Here is a 24,135-nt window from a genome sequence, read left to right on the forward strand (position 1 = left end):
TTTTCAGAATGAATACAGATGTGTATGCTTTTTGTAAATAGAAAAAGGACGCCTCATTGAGACGTCCTTGCATCCATTATCCGTTCTTCATACTGAATTCATCCGCAAGTGTGAAAGACACGTCCTTCACTTCTAGACCGCTCAATGCGAAATAGAGTTGGAGATAGTTATGCTGGTTCAGGAAGAAGACCTGCTTCGTCTGTGTCACCCATTCCCCGTCCGTCCCGTTAAACGTGAACGTCGCACCCGGGATATTGTTTGCAAACAACGTCACCGGCATCTGCGCCAACTCCCCAGCGTTCGAACGGGCCGTCAACGTGATGTCATACGTCCCGGTCTGGTCGACCGAGATGGCGAAGACGTGCGTGTTCCCTGTCGAGGTGTCGATTCCTGACAAATCGACATGCTCCCCGTTTTCGAGATGTTGATAGTCCAACTCGAATGCGTCCTGTTGATTCGTCTCATCTTCAAAGCCGAGCACCTCGACCGAACCATCATGAATTCCGAGAAGACGCTCCATCGCCGGTGATTTCAAGATAAATGAACAAATGTTGCGCGCGCTCCGCAACAACTCACCCCGTGTGACCACCCCTTCTTCGAGCGATGCCATCGTATTATCCTCGAATGAGTTGAGGTCCGGACGGTCGACGACCATATACAAATCGTTTTGCGAGCGGACCATCGCTGCCGTATTTTGACGGTTGGCCGACTCATCCTCACGGAAGTTCACTTTTGCCCACCAGTCCGTCATGACAATCCCTTCAAAACCCCACTCGTCACGTAAGATGCGCGTGTTTTGATCGTATAATCCGGCCGTCCAAATCCCGTTGACCGCACCATATGTTGTCATAATGGATGAAGCCCGACCTTCTTTCACGGCCATCTCGAACCCTTTCAAATAAATCTCGCGTAACGCCCGCTCCGAGACGACCGAATCGATATCGTGACGATGCGCCTCCTGGTTGTTGGCGCTGAAGTGCTTGAGCGTTCCTGTCACACCGACACGATGCATCCCATTTAATTGAGCAACTGCCATCCTCCCTGTCAAATGCGGGTCTTCCGAGAAGTACTCAAAGTTCCGACCGTTCAACGGGTTGCGATGAATGTTCATCCCTGGTCCGAGCAACGTGTCGACGCGGTTTTTCCGCATCTCGAGCCCTGTCATCTCAAACAAGTCTTCGACGAGGTCGACGTTGAACGTAGAAGCCAAGAGTGTCCCGTTCGGAAGCGCGAACGCCTTCGTCCCGATATCCATACGAATGCCTGATGGACCATCGGCACAACACGCCGCTGGAATCTCAAGCTCGTTCAATCGATCGGACACACCACCGAACGCCGCTGCCGTCCCCGGCGTGACACGCGGCGAGTTCATCCCTTGTCCGCGAACGATTGTCGCCAAATCCTCATCCGTCAATTGATCTAAGAATGTGTCGAGTGACGCCTTCTCGTGATATACATCGCTCAATTTGATACCTTGGTCACCCGTGAACACTCTCGTCTCCGGACGTTCTTCTAAATAACGTGTCTCGACGTCAACAGCGCGAAGCGGTGTCGACTCGTAACCCACTTCCAATCCTCGTTCGCCTTGAATCGGTTTCATCCGCTCGAACGGGAGGACAGGCGCCATGTTTTCACTTAACGTCTCGAGGACGCGTTGCTCCTGTTGCTCGACTTCGAAAGCAAGTGAAGCCGAACGCACATCCGTTCCAACATATAAGCGATATGTTCCTGATTCGAGAACGAAGCTCGATTCATGACCCGTCACGCCAGAGTCGTCGTAGCTCGCAAAATCAGTCATGCGGACGTTAAACGAAAGGGTTTGTCGCTCACCCGGTTCAAGAAGCAATGTTTTCTCAAACGCTACTAAAGACCGGAGCGGATTTCCGAGTTTTCCTTGCGGTTTCTCGACGTAGAGTTGGACGACTTCTTTCCCGTCACACTCACCCGTGTTCGTCACTTCCACCTCAACCGTTAAAACGCCATCGACTTCTGTCGTACGCTTCACTTCAGTATGGAATGTCGTATAAGACAGTCCGAATCCGAACGGGTACAAGACGTCGTCTTTCGCGAACGTTTCAAAGTAGCGGTAACCGACATAGATGTCTTCCTGATAAATCCCTTTATCCGCATGACCAAAGTTCTTTGTCGACGGATAATCCTCGATGGATCGGGCAATCGTATCTGTCAGTTTCCCGGAAGGACTTACGTCTCCGACAAGCACGTCGACGAGTCCTTTTCCGCCTTCCATCCCACCTTGCCATGCATAGAGGATTGCACTCGGCTCATTCGCCCACTTCATGTCGATGATGTTTCCGACGTTCAACACGACGACCGTCTTGTTGAAGCGCTTCGTCACGCGCTCGATCATCGCGTGTTCGATATCCGTCAATAAGTAACTGCCCGGGTCGGCCGTGTTGTCACGGTCTTCCCCAGCCGTACGTCCGATCATGATGAGCGCGACATCCGACTCCTGCGCGGCTTGATCGACGAGTTCATCCGATACGTCCATCTCCTGTTGTGACCACGGTTCTCCGGCCCAGCCGACACCTTGGTCGAACGGGTTCTCTTTCACCCACTCCTCATACGTCGCATAAAGCGATTCATTGATGTGAATGTCTGTACGTTCACGTAGTGCCTCGAGCGGTGTCGTGACATGTCCGACGTTCACCATCCCACCTGAACCGGTACCGCTCTTATAGTAATGGAATTGACTACGCCCAAATACGGCAAGCTTCGTTTCAGACTGCAACGGGAGGGTTTTCTGTTCGTTTTTGACTAACACGACCCCTTCCGCGACCGCTTGACGTGCCAATTCTTCATAACGTTTCCAATCCAATGTATACTGTTTCATTTCGTCAGCTCCTTAAGTCCTTTTGCGATTTCATTCATACAATCTTCTGCCTGTGGGTAGTCTCCTAATTTGTCCATAAAGGCATGATCCATACCCCGATATTGAATCAGTCGAGTCGGAATACCAGCTTCTGAAAGTTTTCGGGCATATGCCTCCCCTTCAAGTCGTAAGTAATCGTACTCGGCTGTCACAATCAAGGCTGGCGGTAAAGTCGTGACGTCCTCTGCCAAAAGTGGTGAGACGAGTGGATGCGTGACATCCGTCTTCCCTTGAAGGTAGAGGTCATTTAGTAGCGAATCTGGATCTGCAAGAGCGAGTACGACACCTCGAATCAGGTCGTGATGGTGTGAGATATCGTACGCATCGAGTGTCCATTCAAAATCATCTGTCGGAATCGATCCCAGATTGACGACGGGATAGACGAGTGCTTGATAACAAATGCGCCCCTCCCCTCGTTCTTTCTCCATCAGACAACAAGCGGTCGCCAAATTCCCTCCGGCACTGTCACCGGCGACCGCGATTCGGTCTTGGAGAATGTTCAACTCACTCGCATGGTCATACACCCATTCAAAGGCTCGGTAACAATCGTTCAATCCGGCCGGGAACGGATGCTCCGGGGCGAGACGATAATCGACGGAGATGACGACTGCGTTCGCCCGTTCCGCCAGAAACTTACATGGATTCTCGACCGTCTCGAGCGTCCCTCCGAAGAAGCCGCCCCCGTGGAAAAAGAGAATCGCTGGGATGGCTTCAGTGTGATGCGGACGATACAGGCGAACCGGAATGTCACCGTCCTCACTTGGAATCTTTACATATTCGGTTTTGATGTCGATTGTCGTCTGATCCTGATTCGGCCACCCCATGCCGGCACGTGCCGCTTCGAGATTGAATTCGCCATCCGGTTCATCATCTGAAGGATGATTCGAAGGCAGCGTCGCAAAGACGCGTGGATCGAGGTCACCGGTACGATCTAAATCTGGAATTGGTTTGATGATAGTTTCGAGATGGTTCGCGTGCGTTCGATATTGGCTTTGTTGAAGGTGTTGGACGAGATATTTATAATCGGATTCCATTATGTAAGCCCCTTTCTTTCAACATTTCTGAACCTGATAAAATATTGTTATTGGATAAAGTTGTACATCGGCTCATCGCATGATACGTTGTTGGAACAGATTACTAAAGGAGTGTTATTGATGTATAACTGCGTCAGCTGCAATAAATCATTGAACGAACATGAAGTCATCCATACAGATGAACTCGGTCATTTCGGTGATCCAATCAAGCATTATTGCGATGCTTGCTTCATTGAGGGAGCAAAAATCGGTTTTCACAAGATGGAGATTGGTTGCTGCACAGCATGCCAACAACCGTTAGTTTTACAATTTGATCAGGAAGAAACCGCTAGCCTGGCTCGTGAAGATGGAACAGTTCATTACATATGCCCTCAAATGCTAGAAGCATATCAACAACAAAATGAAGAGCTGATCGAACAGTTAGAAGATGTTCATGACCAGTTTATTTTTTATGTGATTCAACCCGACCCGACGTTGCCTGACTTCGGATAATGGATTCTCATTCGCTTTCCTACCGTCTTTCGGTCTATAATGGACTGTATTGCAAATAGACATTGAAATTTTCTGAAGCAGAAGTTTTCACGAAAGAATGAGGTTACCCATGAACAAACAGCAATTTACGGATTATCGCCTGAGCGACGAGATTACTCGTGCGTTAGGCATTATGAAATACGAATCACCGACCGAAGTACAACAACAGGTCATCCCCCGTGCGCTCGAGCGCGAAGACTTGATCGTCAAAGCACAGACGGGAAGCGGAAAGACAGCTGCTTTCGGGATTCCGGTCATCGAGCTCATCGATTGGGCCGAAAACAAACCCCAAGTCCTCGTCTTGACACCGACACGCGAACTCGCCGTTCAAGTACGGGAAGACATGACGAACATCGGACGTTTCAAACGAATCAAAGCGACTGCCGTCTACGGGAAAGAACCGTTCTCGAAACAGCGTGAAGAATTGAAACAAAAGACGCATATCGTCGTCGGTACACCTGGACGCGTCATGGACCACATCGAGCGCGAGACGCTCTCACTCGACCGCATCGAATACTTGATCATCGATGAAGCGGACGAGATGCTCAACCGCGGCTTCCTCGCCGACGTAGAGAAAATCCTTCAACAGTTGCCGAAAAATCGCGTCACAATGGTCTTCTCAGCAACATTCCCACAAGATATCGAACGTCTCTGTCAGAAGCATATGAATGCTCCGGCACGTGTCGCCATCGAATCGACAGGTATGACGGCTTCGACAATCGAACACCGTTTACTTCCCGTTCATCGGAACGAGAAACTTGCTGTCCTTCAAGACATCACGGTCGTCGAAAACCCGGATAGCTGTATGATTTTCTGCCGTACGAAAGAGAACGTCGATACGGTGTACGCTGAGCTCGACAAAGCCGGTTACTCGGCTGAACGTCTTCACGGCGGACTTGAGCAAGAGGACCGTTTCGCCGTCATGAACGGCTTCAAGATGGGTAACTTCCGCTACCTCGTGGCGACAGACGTCGCAGCACGTGGAATCGATGTCGACAACGTCGAACTCGTCATCAACTATGACGTTCCTGTCGAAAAAGAAAGTTACGTGCACCGGACGGGTCGTACCGGACGTGCCGGCAAACAAGGAATAGCTATCACGCTCATGACCCGTCAGGAAGAACGTCTCATCGGAGCTATCGAATCATACGTTCAATTCGAAATTCCGATGATCGATGCTCCGACAGAAGCGGAAGTAGCGGCTAACCAAGATGCCTTTGAGCAAAAGTTGAGCGGACGACGCGTCGTTCGAAACAACAAGACAGCTCGCATTAACCAGGACATCATGAAGCTCCACTTCAGTGGCGGGAAGAAGAAAAAACTTCGTGCTGTCGACTTCGTTGGAACAATTGCCAAAATTCCTGGCGTATCCGCTGACGACATCGGCATCATCACAATCAATGACCAAATGACATACGTCGATATCCTTAACGGAAAAGGCTCGATTGTCCTTCAAGCGATGGAAACGACTCCTGTCAAAGGGAAGAAACTTAAAGTGAGCAAAGCACGTAAATAATGCAGATTCAGCCTCAAAGATGATATTCGTCTTTGAGGTTTTTTATTACCTCACAACAATCGAAAGCGCTTTCGAAAAACATTAAAAAAATATGGATTTCGGAAAACGTTTTCACCTGCATCATACCTGTATCAAATCTCAAATTCAACCTTCCTCACTCGATTGTCAAAAAAGAGCCCAATCTGTCGTTTGGGCTCAGTCTTCCAAGTGAAGAAAATCAAATTTTGAGTCGATGGTTGAACTGTGGCTCGTTTGATGAATCGATTCGTCACGACTCACGAGATATGTGTACTCAGCATCCGGTTCTGTCGAAAATTTCACGAACAATGTATGAGGATTCATACTCTCAAATCCGTTCTCCCCATAAGGAATAGAGCGGACGGTGATGATTTCAGTCGGATATCGGTCCTTGAGATACGCTTCGAGCACTATTTTTTCTTCCTGCACCTGTTGATTCACCCAATAGGGACGAACTGCATAGAATATTCCGTACGCTAATATACAACACACCGTCGCGACCCGTATACGCCTGCGCCATTTCCCATGAAATTGAAACGACAGCAAAACCAATACAACCACGATGGCGAACACAATCAACAGATCAATCAACTCAAGCGGATGCATCAATTTTCCTCCAGTCAGTCTAGCGACTCTTCAGAGATGAGTTTGAAGCCTTCAATCTCCGTCTCTTCTTCCACTTCAATCAACAGACATAGTTTTCCTTTATAGTTCACTTGCTTCACGTATTTCAAATCTTGTGGACTGACAGAAATATTGGCGACTTTTGTATTGATTTTAATCGATTTCGACGTATATTTCGGAACGACACTCGTCGCTTTCATCTCATATTTCGTGTCATCCACGACTTGTTTGAACGCCTGCTCGACTTTTTCTGTCGTCACATCTTCCACACCGCTCGCCCGAAGGACGACCTCGACCGCACGAGAGTCGAGCATCGCTACCCGCTCTTCTTCCTGTTCGTTCTCTTCTTCGGCGACAATGATTTGATTGATCTCATCGTAAACGGTCGCGAGCGTCCGTGAATTGACTTCTTCCCCGATGACAGCTTTGACCACTTCTTCGAAGACCGCCTTCTCTTCCACTGCTGTAACGATTTCCGAACCGTTCAGCACGTTCTCAATGAACGTCATATCCGGTTGGTGCGCTTTATGTGCCGAATAGAGGACATGGTTCACATCGGCCGCATTATCCGTGAAACACGGGAATAAAAATCCACCAATTGGCGCCTCGAGTTTGATGATTGGATTTACAATCAAGCTGGCTTTGAATTCACGCTCGACGAAGTCAAAGACGAGTGACTTTTTCGGAAGTTCTGTCGGGCTGATACTGCCGAGGATGAACTTCGTCGTATACACTTCATCGTTCGCGTGAATCTCAGACTCTTCCGAGTATCGGTTCGTCGGTTTATTATAATTACCCCGGATGAACGTCACGACCATGTCTTTTTCAAACGGCGTGTCTTTCACCATCTTCAAGGCGATGCGTTGCATATAGTCCGTCCATACGTCTGTCTCTTCCGTACGAAGTCCTTCATACAGCAATCCTTGCGTATGGTCGACTTGACCTTCTTCAGGATATTGGAACTTCACTTCGAATAACTTTTCATCAAGTTTCCCACCGAGCACTTTTTTGAAGTTTGTCAAAAACAGTTCCTGCTGTTCTTCTTCAAGGAACGGGAACGGGCGCAACTCTTCGTAGTAAATCTCATTCGTTTCCTGCCGGATGTAAATCGTATATAAGTCAGCAATCTTCAGCTTCGTCGCATTCACTTTAAACTGTCGGCGAATCGCCGCAATCTCTTTCTTGTTCATTCCATCCACCTCTTCTTTTCTCTCAATCCATGTCATTCATTATACCAGTCCTGATCGCTCACTAGTTCCAAAGAAATAACACGAGATCGCTCGCTAATGCTAGAGAAGGATTTGCGATAGTCTTTCTAATCATTTTGCAGATTTTCACACTTTTTCAAAATCGTCCTGTGTATGATCAAGTTGAATTTATTGCGTGATGTTTGTCTCACTTTTTGGTTGATGAAAGGTTGCCCACTTGCTTCGACAAGTGTTCATTCCAAATACATAGTAGGAGGCTTATTATGTTGAAGAAACTCATGTCTGTCGCACTCGTCACATTGCTTGTTTGGGTGGCCGCGTCATTTGACGCGACACCGGTCTCTGCATTCCCACCGAATATTCCTTCGAAAGCGGATGCGCTCACAAAACTGAATGCGCTCACGGTCAAAAATGAAGGGTCGATGACGGGGTACAGTCGGGACCTCTTCCCGCACTGGTCGAGTCAAGGAAGTGGTTGTAACACGCGTCATATCGTCTTGAAACGGGACGCTGACTCGGTCGTCGACCAATGTCCGGTAACGACGGGCTCATGGTACAGTTACTATGACGGTTTGACGTTCACATCAGCATCTGACATCGATATCGACCACGTCGTTCCGCTCGCTGAAGCATGGCGCTCTGGCGCAAGCAGCTGGACGACAACCAAACGTCAGAGCTTTGCGAACGACTTGAACGGTCCTCAGTTGATCGCGGTGTCCGCTTCATCGAACCGCTCAAAAGGAGACCAAGATCCATCGACATGGCAACCCCCTCGCACCGGCGCGCGTTGTGCATATGCGAAGATGTGGGTCGAGACGAAAAGCCGTTGGGGCTTGAGCCTTCAATCGTCAGAGAAGTCAGCACTCACGACAGCCATCAACGCTTGTATTTATTAAGACAGAGAAGGAGTCATTCATGAACAAACTTACTTCTACATTCAAGGCAACCCACGGTGTCATGACGGAAGAAGTCGGTGTCATCAGTGGTGACTTGGAATTGACGACGGCGTGTCAGGAAGATGGTTCCTTGACACTCCACATCACGTACGTCGGAGCGAAAGATGTGTACACGCTCCCCGGGAGTCCATATCAGCTGCATGACCCGAACGACCATGACGTCATCCATCAGATGCTCGTGAATATTCTCGAGCGGACGTAAAAACATCGCCAACTCCGAATTAAGGGGTTGGCGATGTTTCGTCTTTCCGATATTTCGTTAACAAGTCTTTCGGTATATGACAATAATCGTCCGGGCAACGCGTCAGGCGATCCTGGTGTTCGTCCGCACTTCGCACATAGTTCGTGAGCGGTTTGACTTCAACAGCGATTCGTTCTGCATCAGGGCGTCGCTCAATGAATTCTTGTGCCTCCATCAAATGTCGTGATTCTTCACTGTATACGCCCGTTCGATACTTCTCCCCGACATCGATCCCTTGTTGGTTGACACTGTATGGATCAATGATTTCGAACAAGTAATGCATCAAATCCTCGACCATCACTACGTCCGGATTGAACGTTGTTTTGACACACTCCGCGTAACCGTCATACTCTCCGTCTAACGTATCGGTCGTCCCGTTCGCGCGTCCTGCTTCAGTTGAAAGGACGCCAGGTAATGTCCTCACAAATTCTTGAACGCCCCATAGGCATCCGCCCGCTAAATAGATTGTTTCGATGTGAATCACTCCCCGTCTATTTGAATCTTTTCTAAAGCATACACGTAATGATAAGAGAAGGGAGAGATTTGATTGAATAAACAACGTTTTCTCACCACATTGACCAGTTCCATCATCCTCTTTGTTGCCATGACTTTTATTTTTCGTAACGACTTTTCTCTATTCGCTGAAATGGCAATCATCTTTCTAGCGGTCGTCATCGGCCAAACAATCCTCGAGCGACTATTTCGACGCTTTGCGGAGCAACGGGTATCGAGTCAGACAGTATTCGTCTCGTTCCTGTCGATGCTGGTGATATTATGGACATTCGCAGGCATTCTTTTTGATTGAATATATAGCTTCGTCTCGCGATAAATCCCCATCGTTTATGCGTGACTTAAAAGTGTTTAAATTAACTTTCGAATTGCTTCTACAATCAAGTGTGGCTCATCTCTTTGGATATAATGTGCGCTCTGCTCTGCAATTACAAACGTGGCATTTGAAGATATTCCCGTCATTTCTTTTTGTAAGACATTCCACAGCCTCTGATTTTCTGCGGAATAAAAGTCTTTCTTTCCTGCTGATATGATTGTTGTTGGGATTGAAAGATCAAGATTTGCTTGTTTCACTTGGTGCAAACTTTCCATAAATTCATCATAGTTCCCTTCCCGCACAAATTGCTTGGAGTATGCGTTTTGAAACTCTCGTGACATGGTCGGAAGAAATCGTTCTCGATAGTCACTCGGTGTCGTGTCTACTAATACGAGACCCATTACCTCATCTCGATATTCAGACGCGAACAATTGCATATTGACGCCTCCAAACGAATGACCGACCAAAATGAACGGAGATGCTATATCCAACTGTTTGATCAGTTGGTGCAATTCTCGAACCATCTCCTTACTTGTTCTTCGATTCGTACTGGTCCCGCTTTTGCCTAGACCCGCCCGATCATAAAGAAGGACATTGGCATATTTCGACACTTCATCCGCCACCTGTCTCCAAGTCGTAGAATCATCGCCATATCCTGCATCCATGATAATTGTCACTGACTTTGAATGTTGTTGAATATACTCAACATATAACTCACAGTCATGGATTTTTACCATTTGCTGATTGTTCATGGTTTCCCCCTTCACTTCGTCCCTTTCGCTATCATAAAGCATAAAAAAATTGATGGACAGCCGCCCATCAATTTATAAATATCCCAACCGCTTCAAATCTTCATAAACGAGTGAAGACAACAGCGTTCGCCCATCACCGTTCAAATGGTCCGGGTTATGGAAGAATGACTGCTCATGAATGAATCGTTCATCCCCCATATAATTGAGGAACGGGACATCTAAATCCAAGTTCTCTAAATGCTGAAACACGAGGCGTTCCATGACGTCTTCATCAAAATACGTATGGTATGACGCGTGGACCGGCTCCATCGCTAAGACGACACGATACCCTTGTTGTTTACAGTAGTCGATAATGTCTTGTAAATGCGCCATGTTTTTTTCAATCTCATGATTGTTCACAGCGTTCTCATATTGAGCCGCCACTTCCTCATACTTACGCTCTGAGTAGTTCAGCCCACCATTCTCCCATGGCTTATGCGCATCAAAGCGAAAATCTCGGATTTCCCGGGAAATGGCGGCATAGGCACTTCCGCTGTTCAATGCTGGGAACTGTTCATGCGTATAATATTGAAACAGGCTGACCGGCTCGATGTCTTTACGGTCCAAGACGCGATAGTAATTCGCCTTCCGACCGACGTCCGAGTTGCTGAATGTGATTTGAGATAAGGACACGATCACGACCCCGCCTGGCTTCAAATGCTCATCGTATTCTTTTAGCATCTTCAAGTCATATTCAATCGGTTGACTTGGTAACGCCAAGTCGAGATGCGACAATCCGGTCGGTTTAAAATAATACCCATACATCGCATGAGACGTGCCCAAATTGATGATATCGACAGGATGAGGATCTTCTTTAAACGCTAGGACGGCCCGGTTGTTATTGTACTCCCACGAGTCTTTCACGAACTCGTTGACGGGAATAAAGATGGCGATCATGACGAGTAACACAACGACGATTTTAATTCCTAAACGCTTCATGCTAATTCCTTTCCTTGCATCTTAAAACCCACCGTACACAAATCCTTGGCCCGACACGCCAAACAAGAAGGCCGAGACAATCAAGAACAAGTTGATCGCCACACTCGTCACGGCAGACTGACGTGCCATCCAGTCCCAAGCCGAACCTTTCGTCCGTTCAATATGTTGGAACAGGTGAACCACGACAAAGACGACGAGGAAGATGATTAAATCGAGCAACGAGAACATTTGAATTGCCTGTATCATGCCTGACGGTGCCCATGAAGAGGGTGTCACGTACAGTTTGGCATGCGAGAACGCCTCTGCCATCGAATGCGATTGAAAGAAGACGCGCGAGAAACAGACGAGCTGGAACGTGATGGCGATTTTCCACCACCGATGCAGTGTCGGCACGCGGTCAAACCCAACCCATGACGCCATTTTTTCGCGTTGCTGTTTCGTATGGTCTCCGAACACACGATAGATTCCATGAATGAGTCCCCATAAGACGAAATTCCACGCGGCACCGTGCCAGATTCCACTTACTAAGAATGTCGCAAGGATGGCACCATAAATCTGTTCGCGCTTCTTCTTCCCTTTGGCGAGCGGCATGAAGATATAATCTCGCAACCACATCGAAAGTGTGATGTGCCAGCGGTTCCAGAAGTCGGCAATCGATACGGCAAAGTGTGGCTGTTTGAAGTTCTCCGATAATCGAATTCCGAGCAATCGTGCACAACCGATGGCGATATCACTACACGCCGAGAAATCGGCGAACAGTTGAATCGAGAACAACATCGTCGCGAGCACAATCTCTGAACCAGTCGGATCTGGACTGTTGAATACACTTGCGACAATCGGAGCCAATCGGTCAGCGATCAACGTCTTCTTGAAGAATCCCCAAATGATGCGCTGTATCCCATAACTGATATTGTCGTAGTCGAGATGCTGCTCCGTCTTCAGCTGGGGAAGCAACTTTTTCGCTCGCTCAATCGGTCCCGCCACGAGTTGCGGGAAGAAGGCGAAATAGACCGAGAAATAGCCGTAATGTCGCTCTGCTTTTTGCTTCCCTCGCGAGACGTCCACGACATAACTGATGGCTTGGAACGTATAAAACGAGATGGCCAACGGCAACACGATTTCTTTATACGGGACGTCATAATCAAATCCGCTCCATGCGGCGAACGAACGGAGCGAATCATTGACGAAATTAAAATATTTGAACCATCCGAGGAAGAAGACGAGAACGGAGACACCGACCCACATGAGCCGTTTCTTCTGTTCTTTCTTTTCCTGCTTCTCAATCAGAATCCCAATCACATGGGTGAAGGCGGTACTGATCAACAGGAGCGGGATGAATTGAATGCTCAACGTAGCGTAAAAGACATAGCTCGCTAAGAGGAGGAGCACCCATCGAAATCGATGCGGGACCACGTAATAGGTTCCAACGATGATTGTTAAAAATAAGAGAAATTCAATCGAAATAAAAGTCATATTTACCACCTGATGTTATGAAACTTGACGATGTACCGATTCCTGACAATCAGGTGGTCACAAGTTCTCGCTTCGGCAATGCGGCATAACGAATCTTTCCGAACGAATTACGTGGAATCTCGTCAATCTGCATCACCCGAACACCTTTCACCTTGATTTGTTCTTTGATGATTTTTTGAATGCGTGCGACGTCATCTTGCAACGTATACACATATAGTTGGTCGTCTTCCCCGGCACAGACACAGTCATGTCCGTGCTCTCGAAGGAGGGCCTCGACTTCGTCTAAGCTGATCCGACTTCCATATAGTTTAATCATGCGCTTCATGCGGCCGACGATGAAGAAATACCCATCCTCGTCACGATACGCCATGTCACCTGTACGTAAGACACCGTGATTGTCGTCACTCTTCGCAAGGTCAGCTAATGAAGTCGCATACCCGAACGACACGTTGTCACCTTGATACACTAGTTCGCCCGTCACGTTCGCATCTTTGATGTCGTTTCCGGCTTCGTCTCGTAGTGAGAGTGTTCCACCTGGGATGGCGATACCGATACTCCCTGCTTTTTCCGCATGCATCCGATCGGGTAAATACGACATCCGGGCCGTCGCCTCCGTTTGGCCGTACATGATGAAAAACTGTATCCCTTTTTTCTCACATATCGTTGCAAAGTGATTGGCGAGCGTTGGGTCCAACTTTCCACCCGCTTGCGTCAACTTCTTCAAACTTGGCAAATCATACGCCTCAAATTTCAAACGTTTTAACATCTCGTAATGAAATGGTACACCACCAAACGTCGTCGCCTGCTCAGCACGACACAACTCCCAAAACTCTTTTTGAACGATCGAGCGGTCTGTCAGGATAATCGTTGCCCCTTTCAACAGATGACTGTTGATAATCGAGAGCCCATACGAATAGTTCATCGGAAGGGTCGTGATCGGTTTATCCGTTTGATCGATGTCGAGATAATTGATGATTGACGTGGCGTTCGCTGATAGGTTGTTATACGTGAGACGGACCAATTTCGGACTTCCGGTACTCCCTGAAGTCGTCAACAGAAGGGCCAACTCTTCATGAAGTTCATGGTGAACTGTTGCTCCTGTTTCAAACAAGGCGTAACCACCGTAACCATAGTAAGCATCCAACGCGTTCGCCAAATCGTCTCTTGATTCCGGTGCCCATACGTGCGTCGGTTCATACCGTTCCATCAACTTCTGTAATTGCTCGGCTGGGATATCCGCGTCTAACAAGACGGGTACGACGCGTCCCCGAATAAAACCGACATAGCCGAAGAGCGACTCGACCCGGTTGGCACATAGACAGAAGACGAGTGCTCGTTCGCCGACTTCCTGACAAATCGAGTCGCCAACCTCCAACATCTCGCCGTATGTGTAAGAACGGTCCGCATAGACCGCCTCACGATCCGTGTATTGCTCGAGTGTTTGAAAAAGCGTCATGACCGGATGTCCACACCGAGGCGCTGCAGCAACGCGATGCCAGACTGATACGAATGGAATTCCGTCATTTCATCCGAGTCGATATAGACGTCAAACGCATCCTCGATTTCTGCGATGAGGGTCATGTGTCCAATCGAATCCCATTCCGTCGATTCTCCAAGCTTCATCTCTTCAAGAACCACATCGTCCTCTAATTCCAATCCGTTTTTAAATGCCATGTTATATGCTTCAAGCGTGCTCATTGTATTCATCCTTTCACGTTCACTCCAACGGTTCGATTTCATCTATTCTTATTGACTGATAATGATAATCATTTGCCTTGTGATTCTATCACAATTTTTTCAAATCGGTCAATTCTTCACAGGAGAAAAAGCTTGGAGTTGAGCGATTTTGTACATGAAAAAGACCACATCGTTACGATGCGGTCTCAGGAAACGATAAAACATATTCGAGTTGTAAATCGAGTGGTTCTTCTTTATAGATTTCTGGCACGATTTCTTCGGCTAGTATGCATCCCATCGCTTCATAGAAATGATACGTATCGACGGCCGGGTTCGCCCCGATGTAGAGTTTCTTTGCACCTCGATCGACCGCTGCCTGACAGACCTGTTCAAATAACACTTTACCAATCCCCTGTCCACGATTAGGACGACTCACATGAATGAAGCCCAGATTCAAATACTGTCCTTCCGTTCCGAGCGGGTGTCCATCCAGTCCGGCAAAGCCAAGTAACGTTTCACTTTTTTGGATTGCCATAACAACGCCGCCACGGTCGATGTAGAAGTTAAGAATCTCAATGACCTGTTGTTTTTTCGCATCATCCCATTCATCGATGTAATGCTCGTCTTTTTGATAAAGTTGACCGCTCGAATCCACGGCATAAATGCGATGCGTTTCCTGAAAACGTTCGAAGGTTGTTAAAAAGTCGAGAGCAATTTGATTTGTTAGAAGATTGATGGTGTGGTTCATATTTGGCTGCAGCTCCATTTCCTTGATTGAGAATATTACAGTCCGATGCAAAATCAATCGTTTTGATGAATCCTATCGTCCAATCTAGTTTTTATTTAGATTCATCTCATCTATAAGTGCGTTGAGGCTCTTCCAAGATAACAAGGTGTAAGGTGGTTCCGTATCACTCGTTACAGGAAAACCTTCAGCAATGAGACTAGCCCGCTTGATGAATGGATCCCTTTTACCAGACTGATACACGGCAATTTTTCGAGGCATGTCCTCATCGTCATCATAATATCCGGTCTTTAATCTCAATGTACTGATTTCCTCTAATGAAGGAATCTCTTTTCCCTGCCAATCGTATATCTCAAAAAGTGGGTACCGATCACGTGTCCACTGCTCAATAATATCAATCACTTTTAACAGGATATATTCGGAAGAGTCCATTTGGAAACTGACAATGTCTCCTGATTTAAACGTCGTATCCGCTACAAAGCGCTTAGGAATCTTTTTAGCCAGGGGCTGAGGCTGATTCAATTGATGTTTTAATTTAAGAAGAACGGCCTCTCTTTTCTTCCTTAACTTTAAATCATCGTTCCAATTTTCTAGCTCGATTCCACTGTCAATAATCTCTACAGCATTTTGTTTTACATGACCTTGTAATCGTCCTAGCTTCCATTGAATAAGTGCAAAGGAAAGCCAAAAAAGTGTCATTTCTTCAGTATCTAATTCATCTACGTACTCTTGAATGACCTTTTCACTCGCTTGTTCATTCGAATAGCCGTCCCCTAGTAAATCTTTGTATATAAACCGAATATCTTCGGCAAGATCATTCGATAAAATTGCTACTCCCCAAACACCCATATGATTCAACTCCTAAAAAAAGTCATCTAGAACAAGTATAAAACAATGTTCTAGATGACTCTTTGAAAATATTTATTTATGATACGGCTCATTCCGATTGATCCGATACGCCCGATAAATCTGTTCACACAATACGAGCTTCATGAGTTGATGCGGGAATGTCATCTTCGAGAACGAGATCGTATCGTCCGCTCGTTTCATCACATCGTCCGACAGACCGAGCGATCCTCCGATGACGAAGGCGATTTTACTCTTGCCATACGTTGCGAGTTGATCGAGTTCACGAGCGAACGCTTCACTCGTCCGCTGCTTCCCTTGAATCGCCAAAGCGATGACGTGCGTGTCTGGGGATATCTTCGCTAAAATCCGCTCGCCTTCTTTTTGTTTTACTAATAACATATCTGCCTCACTTAAATGCTCGGGTGCTTTTTCGTCTGAGACCTCGATTTCCTGCACTTTTGCGTAGGCAGAGAGCCGCTTTGTATACTCGGCAATTCCTTGTTTTAAATATTTTTCTTTTAGTTTGCCTACCGTGATAATTGAAATATTCATCCAATTCTTCCTTTTTCCACAGTTTTTTTGGAGTTATCCATAGGGTTATCCACAGAGTTATCCACAAATCCACATGTTGATAATTAGTTTTTGCTTGACACAACATATGTTGCGTCGGCTTCACAGAACTCACATGTCACTTGTTCACTTGTGGATAATTCCTCTAACAACGGGTACTCCCCTGTTTCATCCACAATGATGTCTAAAGCGATTTCAACATGTTCCTTGCATACTTTTTTTTCCACAGTTTTTCCTCCTTAAAAAAGAAGCGTCGCCGCTTCTTTATGTTGCTTCAGTTAACGTCGCCTCGGTTTCACTTGCTTCACCGCGACGTAAATACTCAATCGTAATCGTATCACCGACCGTTGCATCTCGATAGAGTGCATCGCGTAAATCAACGTATCGTTTAATCTCGCGATCTCCGATTTGCGTGATGATATCGCCGACGCGAAGTCCCGCTTCTTCAGCCGGACTACCTGGTGTCACTTCTTCGACGAAGACACCGTCTTCTTGGTCGAATGAGATGCCATACTCTTCCCGAACGTTACCAGGTACCGCAATGACTTCTTGAATCGTGACCCCGAGCTGTGCCCGTGTCACTTTCCCATCGCGTTCTAACATGTCAATGACCGGCAGCGCCACGTTCACCGGAATCGAGAAGCCGACCCCTTCTACGCTCGCTTCGGCGATTTTCATCGAATTGATCCCGACGAGCTCCCCACGAATATTGATGAGGGCACCGCCCGAGTTCCCTGGGTTGATGGCCGCATCGGTCTGGATGACTTCTGCGTTGTAATCCATCAAGCCGTCGCTATTCGTATCGACCGGCACCGTCCGCTCGACACCACTGACGATACCACGGGTGACCGAGTTTGAGAAGACACCGAGCGGATTTCCGATGGCCATGACAGTCTCACCGGCTTGTAGCACGGTCGAATCACCAAGCACGATCGGTTTCGCATCGATGTTATCTGGCAGCTCAACTTCTGCGACCGCCAAATCATTGAGCGGGTCTTCACCGAGAATCGTTGCCGACGCGATCTGACCGTCGGAAAAGGCGATATTGATTTCGTCTGCCTCTTCGATGACGTGGAAGTTCGTGACGATATATGCCGTGTTCCCTTCCACTTTATAAATGACACCAGAACCAGCGCCCGCCTCCCACTGCGAGTCTGAGGTGAAGGCCCGCTGAATGTTCGTAATACTGACAACGGACGTCTTCGCTCCAAGTACAGCGGTCGTGACGTCGGATTCGGTGACGGTCACGGCTTGCTCGGTCCGCGTCAGTTCATTCGTCACAAAACGAGAGGTCGGCGAATCCCAGAGCATCACTGTGACAAAAAACAAAGCCGCTCCTAAGAATCCGCCAACCCCTCCGAGTAACAACGGTTTTATATTCGGTCTCGGCTTGTGGCGTACGTGCTCCTCTTGCTTCGGACGCCATTCGCTCCGAGACGGATACGTCGATTTCTCTTCTGTTGCTTCGTGTACTTCAGGTTCGACGTCTTGAGGTTCATACTCATGGTGTCTCTCTTCGTTCACGACGCGTCCCCCCTTCAAGACAATATGATAACTGTCTTTTCCCAAGTTTCCTTATAAAGAAACGAGCGAAGTGGGGATTGTCGGGTCCGTATCGCACAATTTGATCCGACCTAAGTCGACGTCCCGCATGCCGAGTGTTTGCGAGACGCTCATTTGCGCGAGCTCTTTCATGTTGTTGTCCTTGCTTAAGTGCGCCAAGTAGATCCGTTTCGTCCGGTCACCGATGACCTCGCTCATCGCAATCGCCGCATCCTCATTCGAGACGTGTCCGTAGTCCCCAAGGATGCGTCGTTTGACGCTCCATGGGTAACGTCCCATCTGCAGCATCGAGACGTCATGGTTTGACTCAAAGATAAAGTCGTCAGCTCCGCGGATAATCCCTTTCATCCGGTCTGAGACGTAGCCGGTATCCGTGATATGGGCCAAGCGTTTCCCGTCGTGGGCAAACTGATAAAACATCGGGTCCGCCGCATCGTGACTGACGTTGAACGTTTCAATCTCGATATCACCGAACTGCTTGATGTCCCCGACCTCGATGTGAAACTTCAACGCTGGGTCAATCTTTCCGATGAGTGATTCCATCGCCGCCCACGTCTTCGCATTCGCATAAATCGGTAAGTTATACTTTCGCGCTAATATCCCTACTCCTTTAATATGGTCGGAGTGCTCATGGGTGACGAGCAGTGCATCGATCCCATCAAACGACCGACCGATCGCTTCGATGCGTTGTTGCATCGCTTTCCCGGTCAATCCGGCATCGACGAGCAGCTTTGTCCGTCCCGTCTCGATATAGAGGGCGTTCCCGGTCGACCCGCTCGCTAACACACTATACTGTAAACTCACACCATCACTCCTTTCATTCTTTCGTTTCAAACTCGACGCGCTCTACCGTTCCGTCGATGGCATTGACGAAATACACATGATCGTCAATCGCGACCGACCAGAGCGGTGGCATGATAATCAAACCGCCAGAGCTGTCGAGGGGTAAGCTATAAAAACCGGTGTTGATGGCCCGCATCTCCTGGTTCGGTTGGAAATACTTCCGTGACGCAAGTTGAGAGATGGCTTCGCTGGCCGTTAACACGAGATCGTCTTGTGGTTTCGATGAGATGTCTTTCAAGTGACGTTGCTTATAATCCGTCACTTCAAACGCCTCATTCAATTGAATCAAGATGAGGGACGGTCCGATATACATCTCCGAATCTCCCTCAACTTCAGGTGCCGAGAAAATCTTATTATCTTCAAACGTTTGGACGAAAGCGATTTGTCTCGTCTTTTCATCATATCGCCAGTAGGCATATTCTTCTCCGAACGGGACATACTCCGCAACAAACGTTGAAGCCGTTGTTCTCAATTCTTTTGCATCGAGCGGTACCGGCTGTTTCAGCTCGACTTCGAGTTGCATATTGTCGAGCGTCGTCGCCAGTTGCGCCTCCCGATTTTTCGTGATCATCGCGGCCGACATCTCTTCAGACGACCCTGTCAAATAACCGATATCCCGACCCATTCGTGGCAGTTTGGCCGGGTCGACGTTTCGTTGGTCTAAAATTTGTGCAATCGACGTGTTGTCGTTCGTCACGACTTCGGTCGCCCATGTCTCAGTCACCAATTGGAACAACAGATAGATGTTCAAGGCGAGGAAGGCGAAGATTAAAATGGTTTTCGCTTTACTCCAATCCACGATACATCATCCTTTCTGTCCAATCTTCTGACTGATTATATGGGACCCAACGTCCCGCTTCACGTACGAACCAATTCGGTGAGAACGTCACATATCGGCTCGTATCCTCGTTATACTCAATTTCATAACCGATTCGAATCTCAGTCACGTTCTCAAACCGTCCAGAGTTGATGAGTGTCCCGAGTACTTCTTCTGCGTCAGCCAGCTGCGTCGTGCCGACTGTGATCAAGCGGTCAATCTCTAAGTGATGTCGTGTGATGGACCGGACTTGCGCCCCGTCGTTTTCCACACGCAATGTGGATAAGTCGATGGCGTCATTGTTGATAAACGCCTCACGTTGGCTAAAGACCGGGAATCCTTTCACATGAAAACGGAATACGGTCGTTTCAAAGCCTTTGTTCGCCGGTGTAATGGCATCGAAACGAAGCGAGAGTCCTTGATTCTCCGAAGACTCGTCGACCCATCCACCATGGAAATTCACGAATTCGACAATCGAATCCAATCCGAGTGCCGTTTCCCGCTCAGTGCTGTTTCGAGACAAGTTCCGATAGCGACTCGCGTTCAGCTTCGCGTCATATTCCGCCACACTGACACCGTTCGTCAATGCACCGACCGAACTCGCCGGGTCGACTTCCTGGACGTTCGGGTCGCCTGGGAAGAACGTGTCCCGCATCCAGTCGAGGCGCGCATCGATTTGAATCGACGATACGTCATATGCGAACAACTCATTCATCTCCGGTCCGACGATCGGGATATAGTTCACGCGTTCATCCGTATACGTCACTCGCTTCATCGTCCGACTCGAGTTTTTTAGGAATAGACTGTTCACGTCGCCGTTTCCGACCTTCGTCAACTTCCCTTCCCAAATCGATTGGTCACTCATGATCGTTCGGATGGTAAACGCATTGTCTTCCATGTAGATGAGCACACGTTGCGGAATCTTTCCAGACAGACTGTACGTGCCCGGCAGCATATAGCTGAGCGTATCCGCATAATAGGCTTCCGGTAAAATCAATTCGAGTCCTTCGTTGATATCCGTGTAAAAGCTCGGGATATTTTTTGCGGCGAGTGGTTTGAATTCACTCGCTTCAAACGTATCCCGAATGACCCGCATCAACTGCTTTGGGGTGTTCTTCGAAGCGAAGACGGCGTTGTTGTCATGAACGACCGCTTGAACCGGGATGACGACTTGATTCGCCCGGCGTTGGAGTGACTCGTCCACCGTCGTCAATTGCGTCTCCGATTGGACTGCCTGATAGGTGGGATGATAATCCCACAAAATGATGGTTTGAACAATCGACGTGACGATTAACGTGAGCAAAAGGAACGACTTCCACAGTTCTGGCTTTGCAATCGTAAACCGTTTCATCAATCATTCACCTCCACAATCGTATCGAACGGAATCGTGAAGTAAATCGTCGTGCCGCGGCCAAATTCACTCTCTGCCCAGATGTCTCCACCGTGAGCGGATACGACTTCTTTGGCAATCGATAGTCCGAGTCCGGTACCACCGATATTACGCGCCCGCGCCTTATCGACACGATAGAAGCGTTCGAAAATTTTCTTCAAGTTCGACTTCGGAATCCCGACCCCTTCATCCTTGATGCCGATGACGAGGCGTTTCGCCCGAAGCATCGTCCGGAACGTGATCGTACCGCCTTCCGGTGAGAACTTGATGGCGTTCGTAATGATGTTATCGATCACTTGGGTCATCTTATCCTGGTCGGCATGCACGTACACGCGACGTTTCATCAGCTTCCGACGGAATTGAATCGCGTCCCCTTTCGTCATCTCATGACGATCGATGATGTCGTTAAAGAACTGCACAAAGTCAAACTTCACTTTCTGCATCTTATATTCTTTACTGTCCATCTTCGAGAGTTGCAACAAGTCATTGACGAGGCGAATCATTCGCTCTGTCTCGTTTTGCGTCGTCTCTAAGAAGCGCGGCGCCAACTCATCATCCTGATAAGCCCCTTCCGCAAGGACCTCCAAATAACTACGCATCGTCGTGAGCGGCGTGCGCAACTCGTGACTGACGTTTGCGACGAATTCACGGCGATCTTGTTCAACTTGCTCTTGTTCGGTGACGTCATGCAAGACGACGATAAGACCTGTGATTGGTCCACTATGTTTTTGAATCGGTGAGAAATAGGCTCGAACGAGGAACAGTTCCTCATCCGTACTGAGGTCAATCAGTTTCGCCGGCATCGTCCCATCCTCAGGGATGACGATTTCCTCTTCGAACGCGAGAAGACTCTGCAAGTTCATGCCCATCGCCTCTTCTTCATCGACCCCGATCATGTCACGTGCCTGGTCGTTCATTAAGATGACCCGTAACGAACGATCGGTCGCAACCACACCGTCAGACATGTTCTCGAGGACACTCGTCAATCGACGGCGCTCTGCTTCTGTCGTCGCATTCGCTTCCATCAACTCGTCCGTCAATTCGTTAAACGCGTAGGCGAGTTGACCGACCTCATCATCCGAATACACTTTAACTTTTCGCGAGAAGTTCCCTTTTCGCATCTCGACGGCTTGCCGACGCATATCGGCAATCGGTCGTGTGATCGTTCGAGATAACAAGATACCGAGGAAGGATGTGATGATCAAGGCAATGACCGTCCCAGTTGCAAGGATTCGGATGACTTGTTCCATCTGGTTATAGATAGACTGCATCGATGCCTCGATATAGATCATGCCGATTGTGGTCCCGTCTACTTCTGACTTGACGGGAACGGCGACGACGCGCATCCGGTCATTCGAATCTTCATAGACGAGCGTCTCTTGGGCGCCGCCTGTCGCGAATGACTTCTGGATAAACGTACTTGCCGTCCGTTGTCCGACGAGACTTTGATTGTTCTGGTTCGAGGTCGCCCGTACGACACTGTTCGTATCAATGATTTGGACTTCTCGAATGTCGTCAGCTAGCGTCGTGCTCTCGGTAAAGTCAGACAGCAGCTGATCCAGTAACTGGTTCAACTGCTGGTCCGTGGTCGAGTCACTCTCGTTCGCGGCGATCCCCTCACTGACGTTATAGCTCAGTAGGTTCGCCCGGTCGACGAGTGACTGCGAGAAGTTGTTGATGTATTGCCGTTCCAAAGAACGCACAAAGTACACGCCGATGACTTGCATCGCAACGAGAATGAGCAGCGCATAGATGACGACGAGCTTCCACTGGATTGATTTAAAGAAGTTCGTCCGTTTCATCGTTTAATCTTCTTCTCCTGCCTTCAAATAATACCCGACCCCGCGACGCGTAATGATATACGTCGGTGTCGATGGGTTGTCCTCTACTTTTTCACGAAGGCGACGTACGGTAACATCCACGGTACGAACATCCCCGAAGTAATCATAGCCCCAAACCGTTTGGAGTAAATGCTCACGCGTCATCACTTGTCCGATGTTTTGCGCGAGGTAATGAATCAATTCGAACTCGCGATGCGTCAGCTCGATCTTCTCTTCCCGCTTCGTCACCATGTACGAATCCGGGTGAATCGTCAAGTCGCCGATCACGATATCGTTTGCGTTCGCCCCTTTTGCTTCAGGCGCAGGCGCCGTCGCATGACGTCGCATGTTCGCTTTGACGCGAGCCAACAACTCACGTGAGCTAAACGGTTTCGTGACGTAATCGTCCGCACCGAGCTCTAGTCCGAGCACTTTATCAATCTCTGAGTCTTTTGCCGTCAACATGATAATCGGCATATCATACTTCTTCCGTACCTCGCGGCATACTTCCATGCCGTCTTTGAGTGGAAGCATGATGTCGAGTAAGATGAGATCCGGTTGAATCTCTTCTACTTTCACGAGCGCTTCTTCGCCGTCATAGGCGACATGCACCTGGTAACCTTCTTTTTCAAGTTTAAACTTCAATATATCTGCGATTGGTTGTTCGTCATCTACCACTAAAATCGTACGATCCATTCAGTGAGTCCTCCTCTTATCATTAAACGTACATGCCTACATTGTAACTCTTTTTATACAGCTTAGAAAGCGTGGTCCATTTCCGTGGAAATGAAAAAGAGAGCCGCAATGGCTCTCC

The 24,135-nt window shown here is 48.2% G+C and carries 25 protein-coding genes; 5 read left to right on the plus strand and 20 right to left on the minus strand.

Annotated elements, in window-relative coordinates; translation table 11 throughout:
• Positions 1-76: 76 nt before the first annotated feature.
• Both LCM29_RS12310 and LCM29_RS12315 read right to left on the minus strand, forming a co-directional pair.
• The gene (locus LCM29_RS12310) at positions 77-2,851 is read right to left on the minus strand and encodes a glycoside hydrolase family 3 protein (RefSeq protein WP_224863145.1); all 2,775 of its coding nucleotides are present in this window, start codon (positions 2,849-2,851) and stop codon (positions 77-79) included.
• Positions 2,848-3,924, minus strand: a complete 1,077-nt coding sequence (locus LCM29_RS12315) for an alpha/beta hydrolase (protein ID WP_224863147.1) — start codon at positions 3,922-3,924, stop codon at positions 2,848-2,850. The genes LCM29_RS12310 and LCM29_RS12315 overlap by 4 nt, the downstream gene beginning before the upstream one ends.
• A 120-nt stretch (positions 3,925-4,044) precedes the next feature.
• On the opposite strand from LCM29_RS12315, the gene LCM29_RS12320 reads away from it, so the two are divergent.
• Together LCM29_RS12320 and LCM29_RS12325 are read left to right on the plus strand one after the other, a co-directional pair.
• Positions 4,045-4,416 carry a hypothetical protein gene (locus LCM29_RS12320; RefSeq protein ID WP_214696593.1) on the plus strand — a complete coding sequence of 124 codons (372 nt, stop codon included), beginning with the start codon at positions 4,045-4,047 and terminating at the stop codon, positions 4,414-4,416.
• Between the two features lie 109 nt (positions 4,417-4,525).
• Complete coding sequence (locus LCM29_RS12325; protein ID WP_224863149.1) at positions 4,526-5,971, plus strand: DEAD/DEAH box helicase; 1,446 nt, start codon at positions 4,526-4,528, stop codon at positions 5,969-5,971.
• A 195-nt stretch (positions 5,972-6,166) separates the two neighbouring features.
• Here LCM29_RS12325 and LCM29_RS12330 read toward each other — a convergent pair whose 3' ends face one another.
• Both LCM29_RS12330 and LCM29_RS12335 read right to left on the minus strand, forming a co-directional pair.
• Positions 6,167-6,595 (minus strand): hypothetical protein, encoded by a 429-nt coding sequence (locus tag LCM29_RS12330; RefSeq protein ID WP_224863151.1) that lies wholly within the window; start codon positions 6,593-6,595, stop codon positions 6,167-6,169.
• Between the two features lie 14 nt (positions 6,596-6,609).
• Positions 6,610-7,803: a DUF4317 domain-containing protein gene (locus tag LCM29_RS12335; protein WP_224863153.1), complete on the minus strand. Its 1,194-nt coding sequence runs from the start codon at positions 7,801-7,803 to the stop codon at positions 6,610-6,612.
• 281 nt (positions 7,804-8,084) lie between these two features.
• On the opposite strand from LCM29_RS12335, the gene LCM29_RS12340 reads away from it, so the two are divergent.
• Both LCM29_RS12340 and LCM29_RS12345 read left to right on the plus strand, forming a co-directional pair.
• Positions 8,085-8,717, plus strand: coding sequence for an HNH endonuclease family protein (locus LCM29_RS12340; protein ID WP_224863156.1), 633 nt, complete (start codon positions 8,085-8,087; stop codon positions 8,715-8,717).
• Positions 8,718-8,736: 19 nt separating this feature from the next.
• Positions 8,737-8,979, plus strand: a complete 243-nt coding sequence (locus tag LCM29_RS12345; protein WP_224863158.1) for a hypothetical protein — start codon at positions 8,737-8,739, stop codon at positions 8,977-8,979.
• A 19-nt stretch (positions 8,980-8,998) separates the two neighbouring features.
• On the opposite strand, the gene LCM29_RS12350 is transcribed toward LCM29_RS12345, so the two are convergent.
• Positions 8,999-9,493, minus strand: a complete 495-nt coding sequence (locus LCM29_RS12350; protein ID WP_224863204.1) for a peptide-methionine (S)-S-oxide reductase — start codon at positions 9,491-9,493, stop codon at positions 8,999-9,001.
• 72 nt (positions 9,494-9,565) lie between these two features.
• Here LCM29_RS12350 and LCM29_RS12355 point away from each other — a divergent pair, with 72 nt between their 5' ends.
• A complete protein-coding gene (locus LCM29_RS12355) occupies positions 9,566-9,823 on the plus strand; it encodes a hypothetical protein (protein ID WP_224863160.1) in 258 nt (85 codons plus the stop codon).
• Positions 9,824-9,879: 56 nt separating this feature from the next.
• Here the strand turns inward: LCM29_RS12355 and LCM29_RS12360 are convergent, their stop codons facing one another.
• The 15 genes from LCM29_RS12360 to yycF form a co-directional block, all read right to left on the minus strand.
• Positions 9,880-10,596: an alpha/beta fold hydrolase gene (locus tag LCM29_RS12360; protein WP_224863162.1), complete on the minus strand. Its 717-nt coding sequence runs from the start codon at positions 10,594-10,596 to the stop codon at positions 9,880-9,882.
• A gap of 72 nt (positions 10,597-10,668) precedes the next feature.
• Complete coding sequence (locus tag LCM29_RS12365; RefSeq protein WP_224863164.1) at positions 10,669-11,574, minus strand: hypothetical protein; 906 nt, start codon at positions 11,572-11,574, stop codon at positions 10,669-10,671.
• Positions 11,575-11,595: 21 nt separating this feature from the next.
• Positions 11,596-13,047, minus strand: a complete 1,452-nt coding sequence (locus tag LCM29_RS12370; RefSeq protein WP_224863165.1) for an MBOAT family O-acyltransferase — start codon at positions 13,045-13,047, stop codon at positions 11,596-11,598.
• 49 nt (positions 13,048-13,096) lie between these two features.
• Positions 13,097-14,503, minus strand: coding sequence for an AMP-binding protein (locus tag LCM29_RS12375; protein ID WP_224863167.1), 1,407 nt, complete (start codon positions 14,501-14,503; stop codon positions 13,097-13,099).
• The gene (locus LCM29_RS12380) at positions 14,500-14,745 is read right to left on the minus strand and encodes an acyl carrier protein (RefSeq protein ID WP_224863169.1); all 246 of its coding nucleotides are present in this window, start codon (positions 14,743-14,745) and stop codon (positions 14,500-14,502) included. The genes LCM29_RS12375 and LCM29_RS12380 overlap by 4 nt, the downstream gene beginning before the upstream one ends.
• Before the next feature lie 172 nt (positions 14,746-14,917).
• Entirely contained in the window at positions 14,918-15,472 is a 555-nt protein-coding gene (locus LCM29_RS12385; RefSeq protein WP_224863171.1) for a GNAT family N-acetyltransferase, read from the minus strand.
• Positions 15,473-15,556: 84 nt separating this feature from the next.
• Positions 15,557-16,318, minus strand: a complete 762-nt coding sequence (locus LCM29_RS12390; RefSeq protein WP_224863173.1) for a hypothetical protein — start codon at positions 16,316-16,318, stop codon at positions 15,557-15,559.
• A gap of 72 nt (positions 16,319-16,390) precedes the next feature.
• On the minus strand, positions 16,391-16,870 hold the full coding sequence (gene rlmH, locus LCM29_RS12395) for a 23S rRNA (pseudouridine(1915)-N(3))-methyltransferase RlmH (RefSeq protein ID WP_214749538.1): 480 nt from the start codon (positions 16,868-16,870) through the stop codon (positions 16,391-16,393).
• Between the two features lie 83 nt (positions 16,871-16,953).
• Complete coding sequence (locus tag LCM29_RS12400; protein WP_214696548.1) at positions 16,954-17,115, minus strand: CxxH/CxxC protein; 162 nt, start codon at positions 17,113-17,115, stop codon at positions 16,954-16,956.
• 37 nt (positions 17,116-17,152) lie between these two features.
• Positions 17,153-18,412, minus strand: a complete 1,260-nt coding sequence (locus LCM29_RS12405; protein WP_224863175.1) for a S1C family serine protease — start codon at positions 18,410-18,412, stop codon at positions 17,153-17,155.
• A gap of 51 nt (positions 18,413-18,463) precedes the next feature.
• Entirely contained in the window at positions 18,464-19,255 is a 792-nt protein-coding gene (locus LCM29_RS12410) for an MBL fold metallo-hydrolase (protein WP_224863177.1), read from the minus strand.
• Positions 19,256-19,268: 13 nt separating this feature from the next.
• Positions 19,269-20,093, minus strand: coding sequence for a two-component system regulatory protein YycI (locus LCM29_RS12415; protein WP_214785439.1), 825 nt, complete (start codon positions 20,091-20,093; stop codon positions 19,269-19,271).
• Complete coding sequence (gene yycH, locus LCM29_RS12420) at positions 20,080-21,462, minus strand: two-component system activity regulator YycH (RefSeq protein ID WP_224863179.1); 1,383 nt, start codon at positions 21,460-21,462, stop codon at positions 20,080-20,082. Before yycH ends, LCM29_RS12415 begins: the two co-directional genes overlap by 14 nt.
• Entirely contained in the window at positions 21,462-23,303 is a 1,842-nt protein-coding gene (gene walK, locus LCM29_RS12425) for a cell wall metabolism sensor histidine kinase WalK (RefSeq protein ID WP_074034022.1), read from the minus strand. The genes yycH and walK overlap by 1 nt, the downstream gene beginning before the upstream one ends.
• A 3-nt stretch (positions 23,304-23,306) precedes the next feature.
• Complete coding sequence (gene yycF, locus LCM29_RS12430) at positions 23,307-24,017, minus strand: response regulator YycF (protein WP_214696534.1); 711 nt, start codon at positions 24,015-24,017, stop codon at positions 23,307-23,309.
• Between the last annotated feature and the right edge of the window lie 118 nt (positions 24,018-24,135).

This window comes from Exiguobacterium aestuarii (genome assembly GCF_020171655.1).
Classification (GTDB): Bacteria; Bacillota; Bacilli; order Exiguobacteriales; family Exiguobacteriaceae; genus Exiguobacterium; species Exiguobacterium aestuarii_A.

Bases quoted from the DNA above. Each gene is read 5' to 3' on its own strand.
- walK (WP_074034022.1), bottom strand. From the start codon at position 23,303: ATGAAACGGACGAACTTCTTTAAATCAATCCAGTGGAAGCTCGTCGTC.
- LCM29_RS12365 (WP_224863164.1), bottom strand. From the start codon at position 11,574: ATGAAGCGTTTAGGAATTAAAATCGTCGTTGTGTTACTCGTCATGATC.
- LCM29_RS12315 (WP_224863147.1), bottom strand. From the start codon at position 3,924: ATGGAATCCGATTATAAATATCTCGTCCAACACCTTCAACAAAGCCAA.
- LCM29_RS12385 (WP_224863171.1), bottom strand. From the start codon at position 15,472: ATGAACCACACCATCAATCTTCTAACAAATCAAATTGCTCTCGACTTT.
- LCM29_RS12390 (WP_224863173.1), bottom strand. From the start codon at position 16,318: ATGGGTGTTTGGGGAGTAGCAATTTTATCGAATGATCTTGCCGAAGAT.
- rlmH (WP_214749538.1), bottom strand. From the start codon at position 16,870: ATGAATATTTCAATTATCACGGTAGGCAAACTAAAAGAAAAATATTTA.
- LCM29_RS12340 (WP_224863156.1), top strand. From the start codon at position 8,085: ATGTTGAAGAAACTCATGTCTGTCGCACTCGTCACATTGCTTGTTTGG.
- LCM29_RS12380 (WP_224863169.1), bottom strand. From the start codon at position 14,745: ATGAGCACGCTTGAAGCATATAACATGGCATTTAAAAACGGATTGGAA.
- LCM29_RS12345 (WP_224863158.1), top strand. From the start codon at position 8,737: ATGAACAAACTTACTTCTACATTCAAGGCAACCCACGGTGTCATGACG.
- LCM29_RS12320 (WP_214696593.1), top strand. From the start codon at position 4,045: ATGTATAACTGCGTCAGCTGCAATAAATCATTGAACGAACATGAAGTC.
- yycF (WP_214696534.1), bottom strand. From the start codon at position 24,017: ATGGATCGTACGATTTTAGTGGTAGATGACGAACAACCAATCGCAGAT.
- LCM29_RS12310 (WP_224863145.1), bottom strand. From the start codon at position 2,851: ATGAAACAGTATACATTGGATTGGAAACGTTATGAAGAATTGGCACGT.
- LCM29_RS12330 (WP_224863151.1), bottom strand. From the start codon at position 6,595: ATGCATCCGCTTGAGTTGATTGATCTGTTGATTGTGTTCGCCATCGTG.
- LCM29_RS12325 (WP_224863149.1), top strand. From the start codon at position 4,526: ATGAACAAACAGCAATTTACGGATTATCGCCTGAGCGACGAGATTACT.
- LCM29_RS12370 (WP_224863165.1), bottom strand. From the start codon at position 13,047: ATGACTTTTATTTCGATTGAATTTCTCTTATTTTTAACAATCATCGTT.
- yycH (WP_224863179.1), bottom strand. From the start codon at position 21,462: ATGAAACGGTTTACGATTGCAAAGCCAGAACTGTGGAAGTCGTTCCTT.
- LCM29_RS12375 (WP_224863167.1), bottom strand. From the start codon at position 14,503: ATGACGCTTTTTCAAACACTCGAGCAATACACGGATCGTGAGGCGGTC.
- LCM29_RS12360 (WP_224863162.1), bottom strand. From the start codon at position 10,596: ATGAACAATCAGCAAATGGTAAAAATCCATGACTGTGAGTTATATGTT.
- LCM29_RS12335 (WP_224863153.1), bottom strand. From the start codon at position 7,803: ATGAACAAGAAAGAGATTGCGGCGATTCGCCGACAGTTTAAAGTGAAT.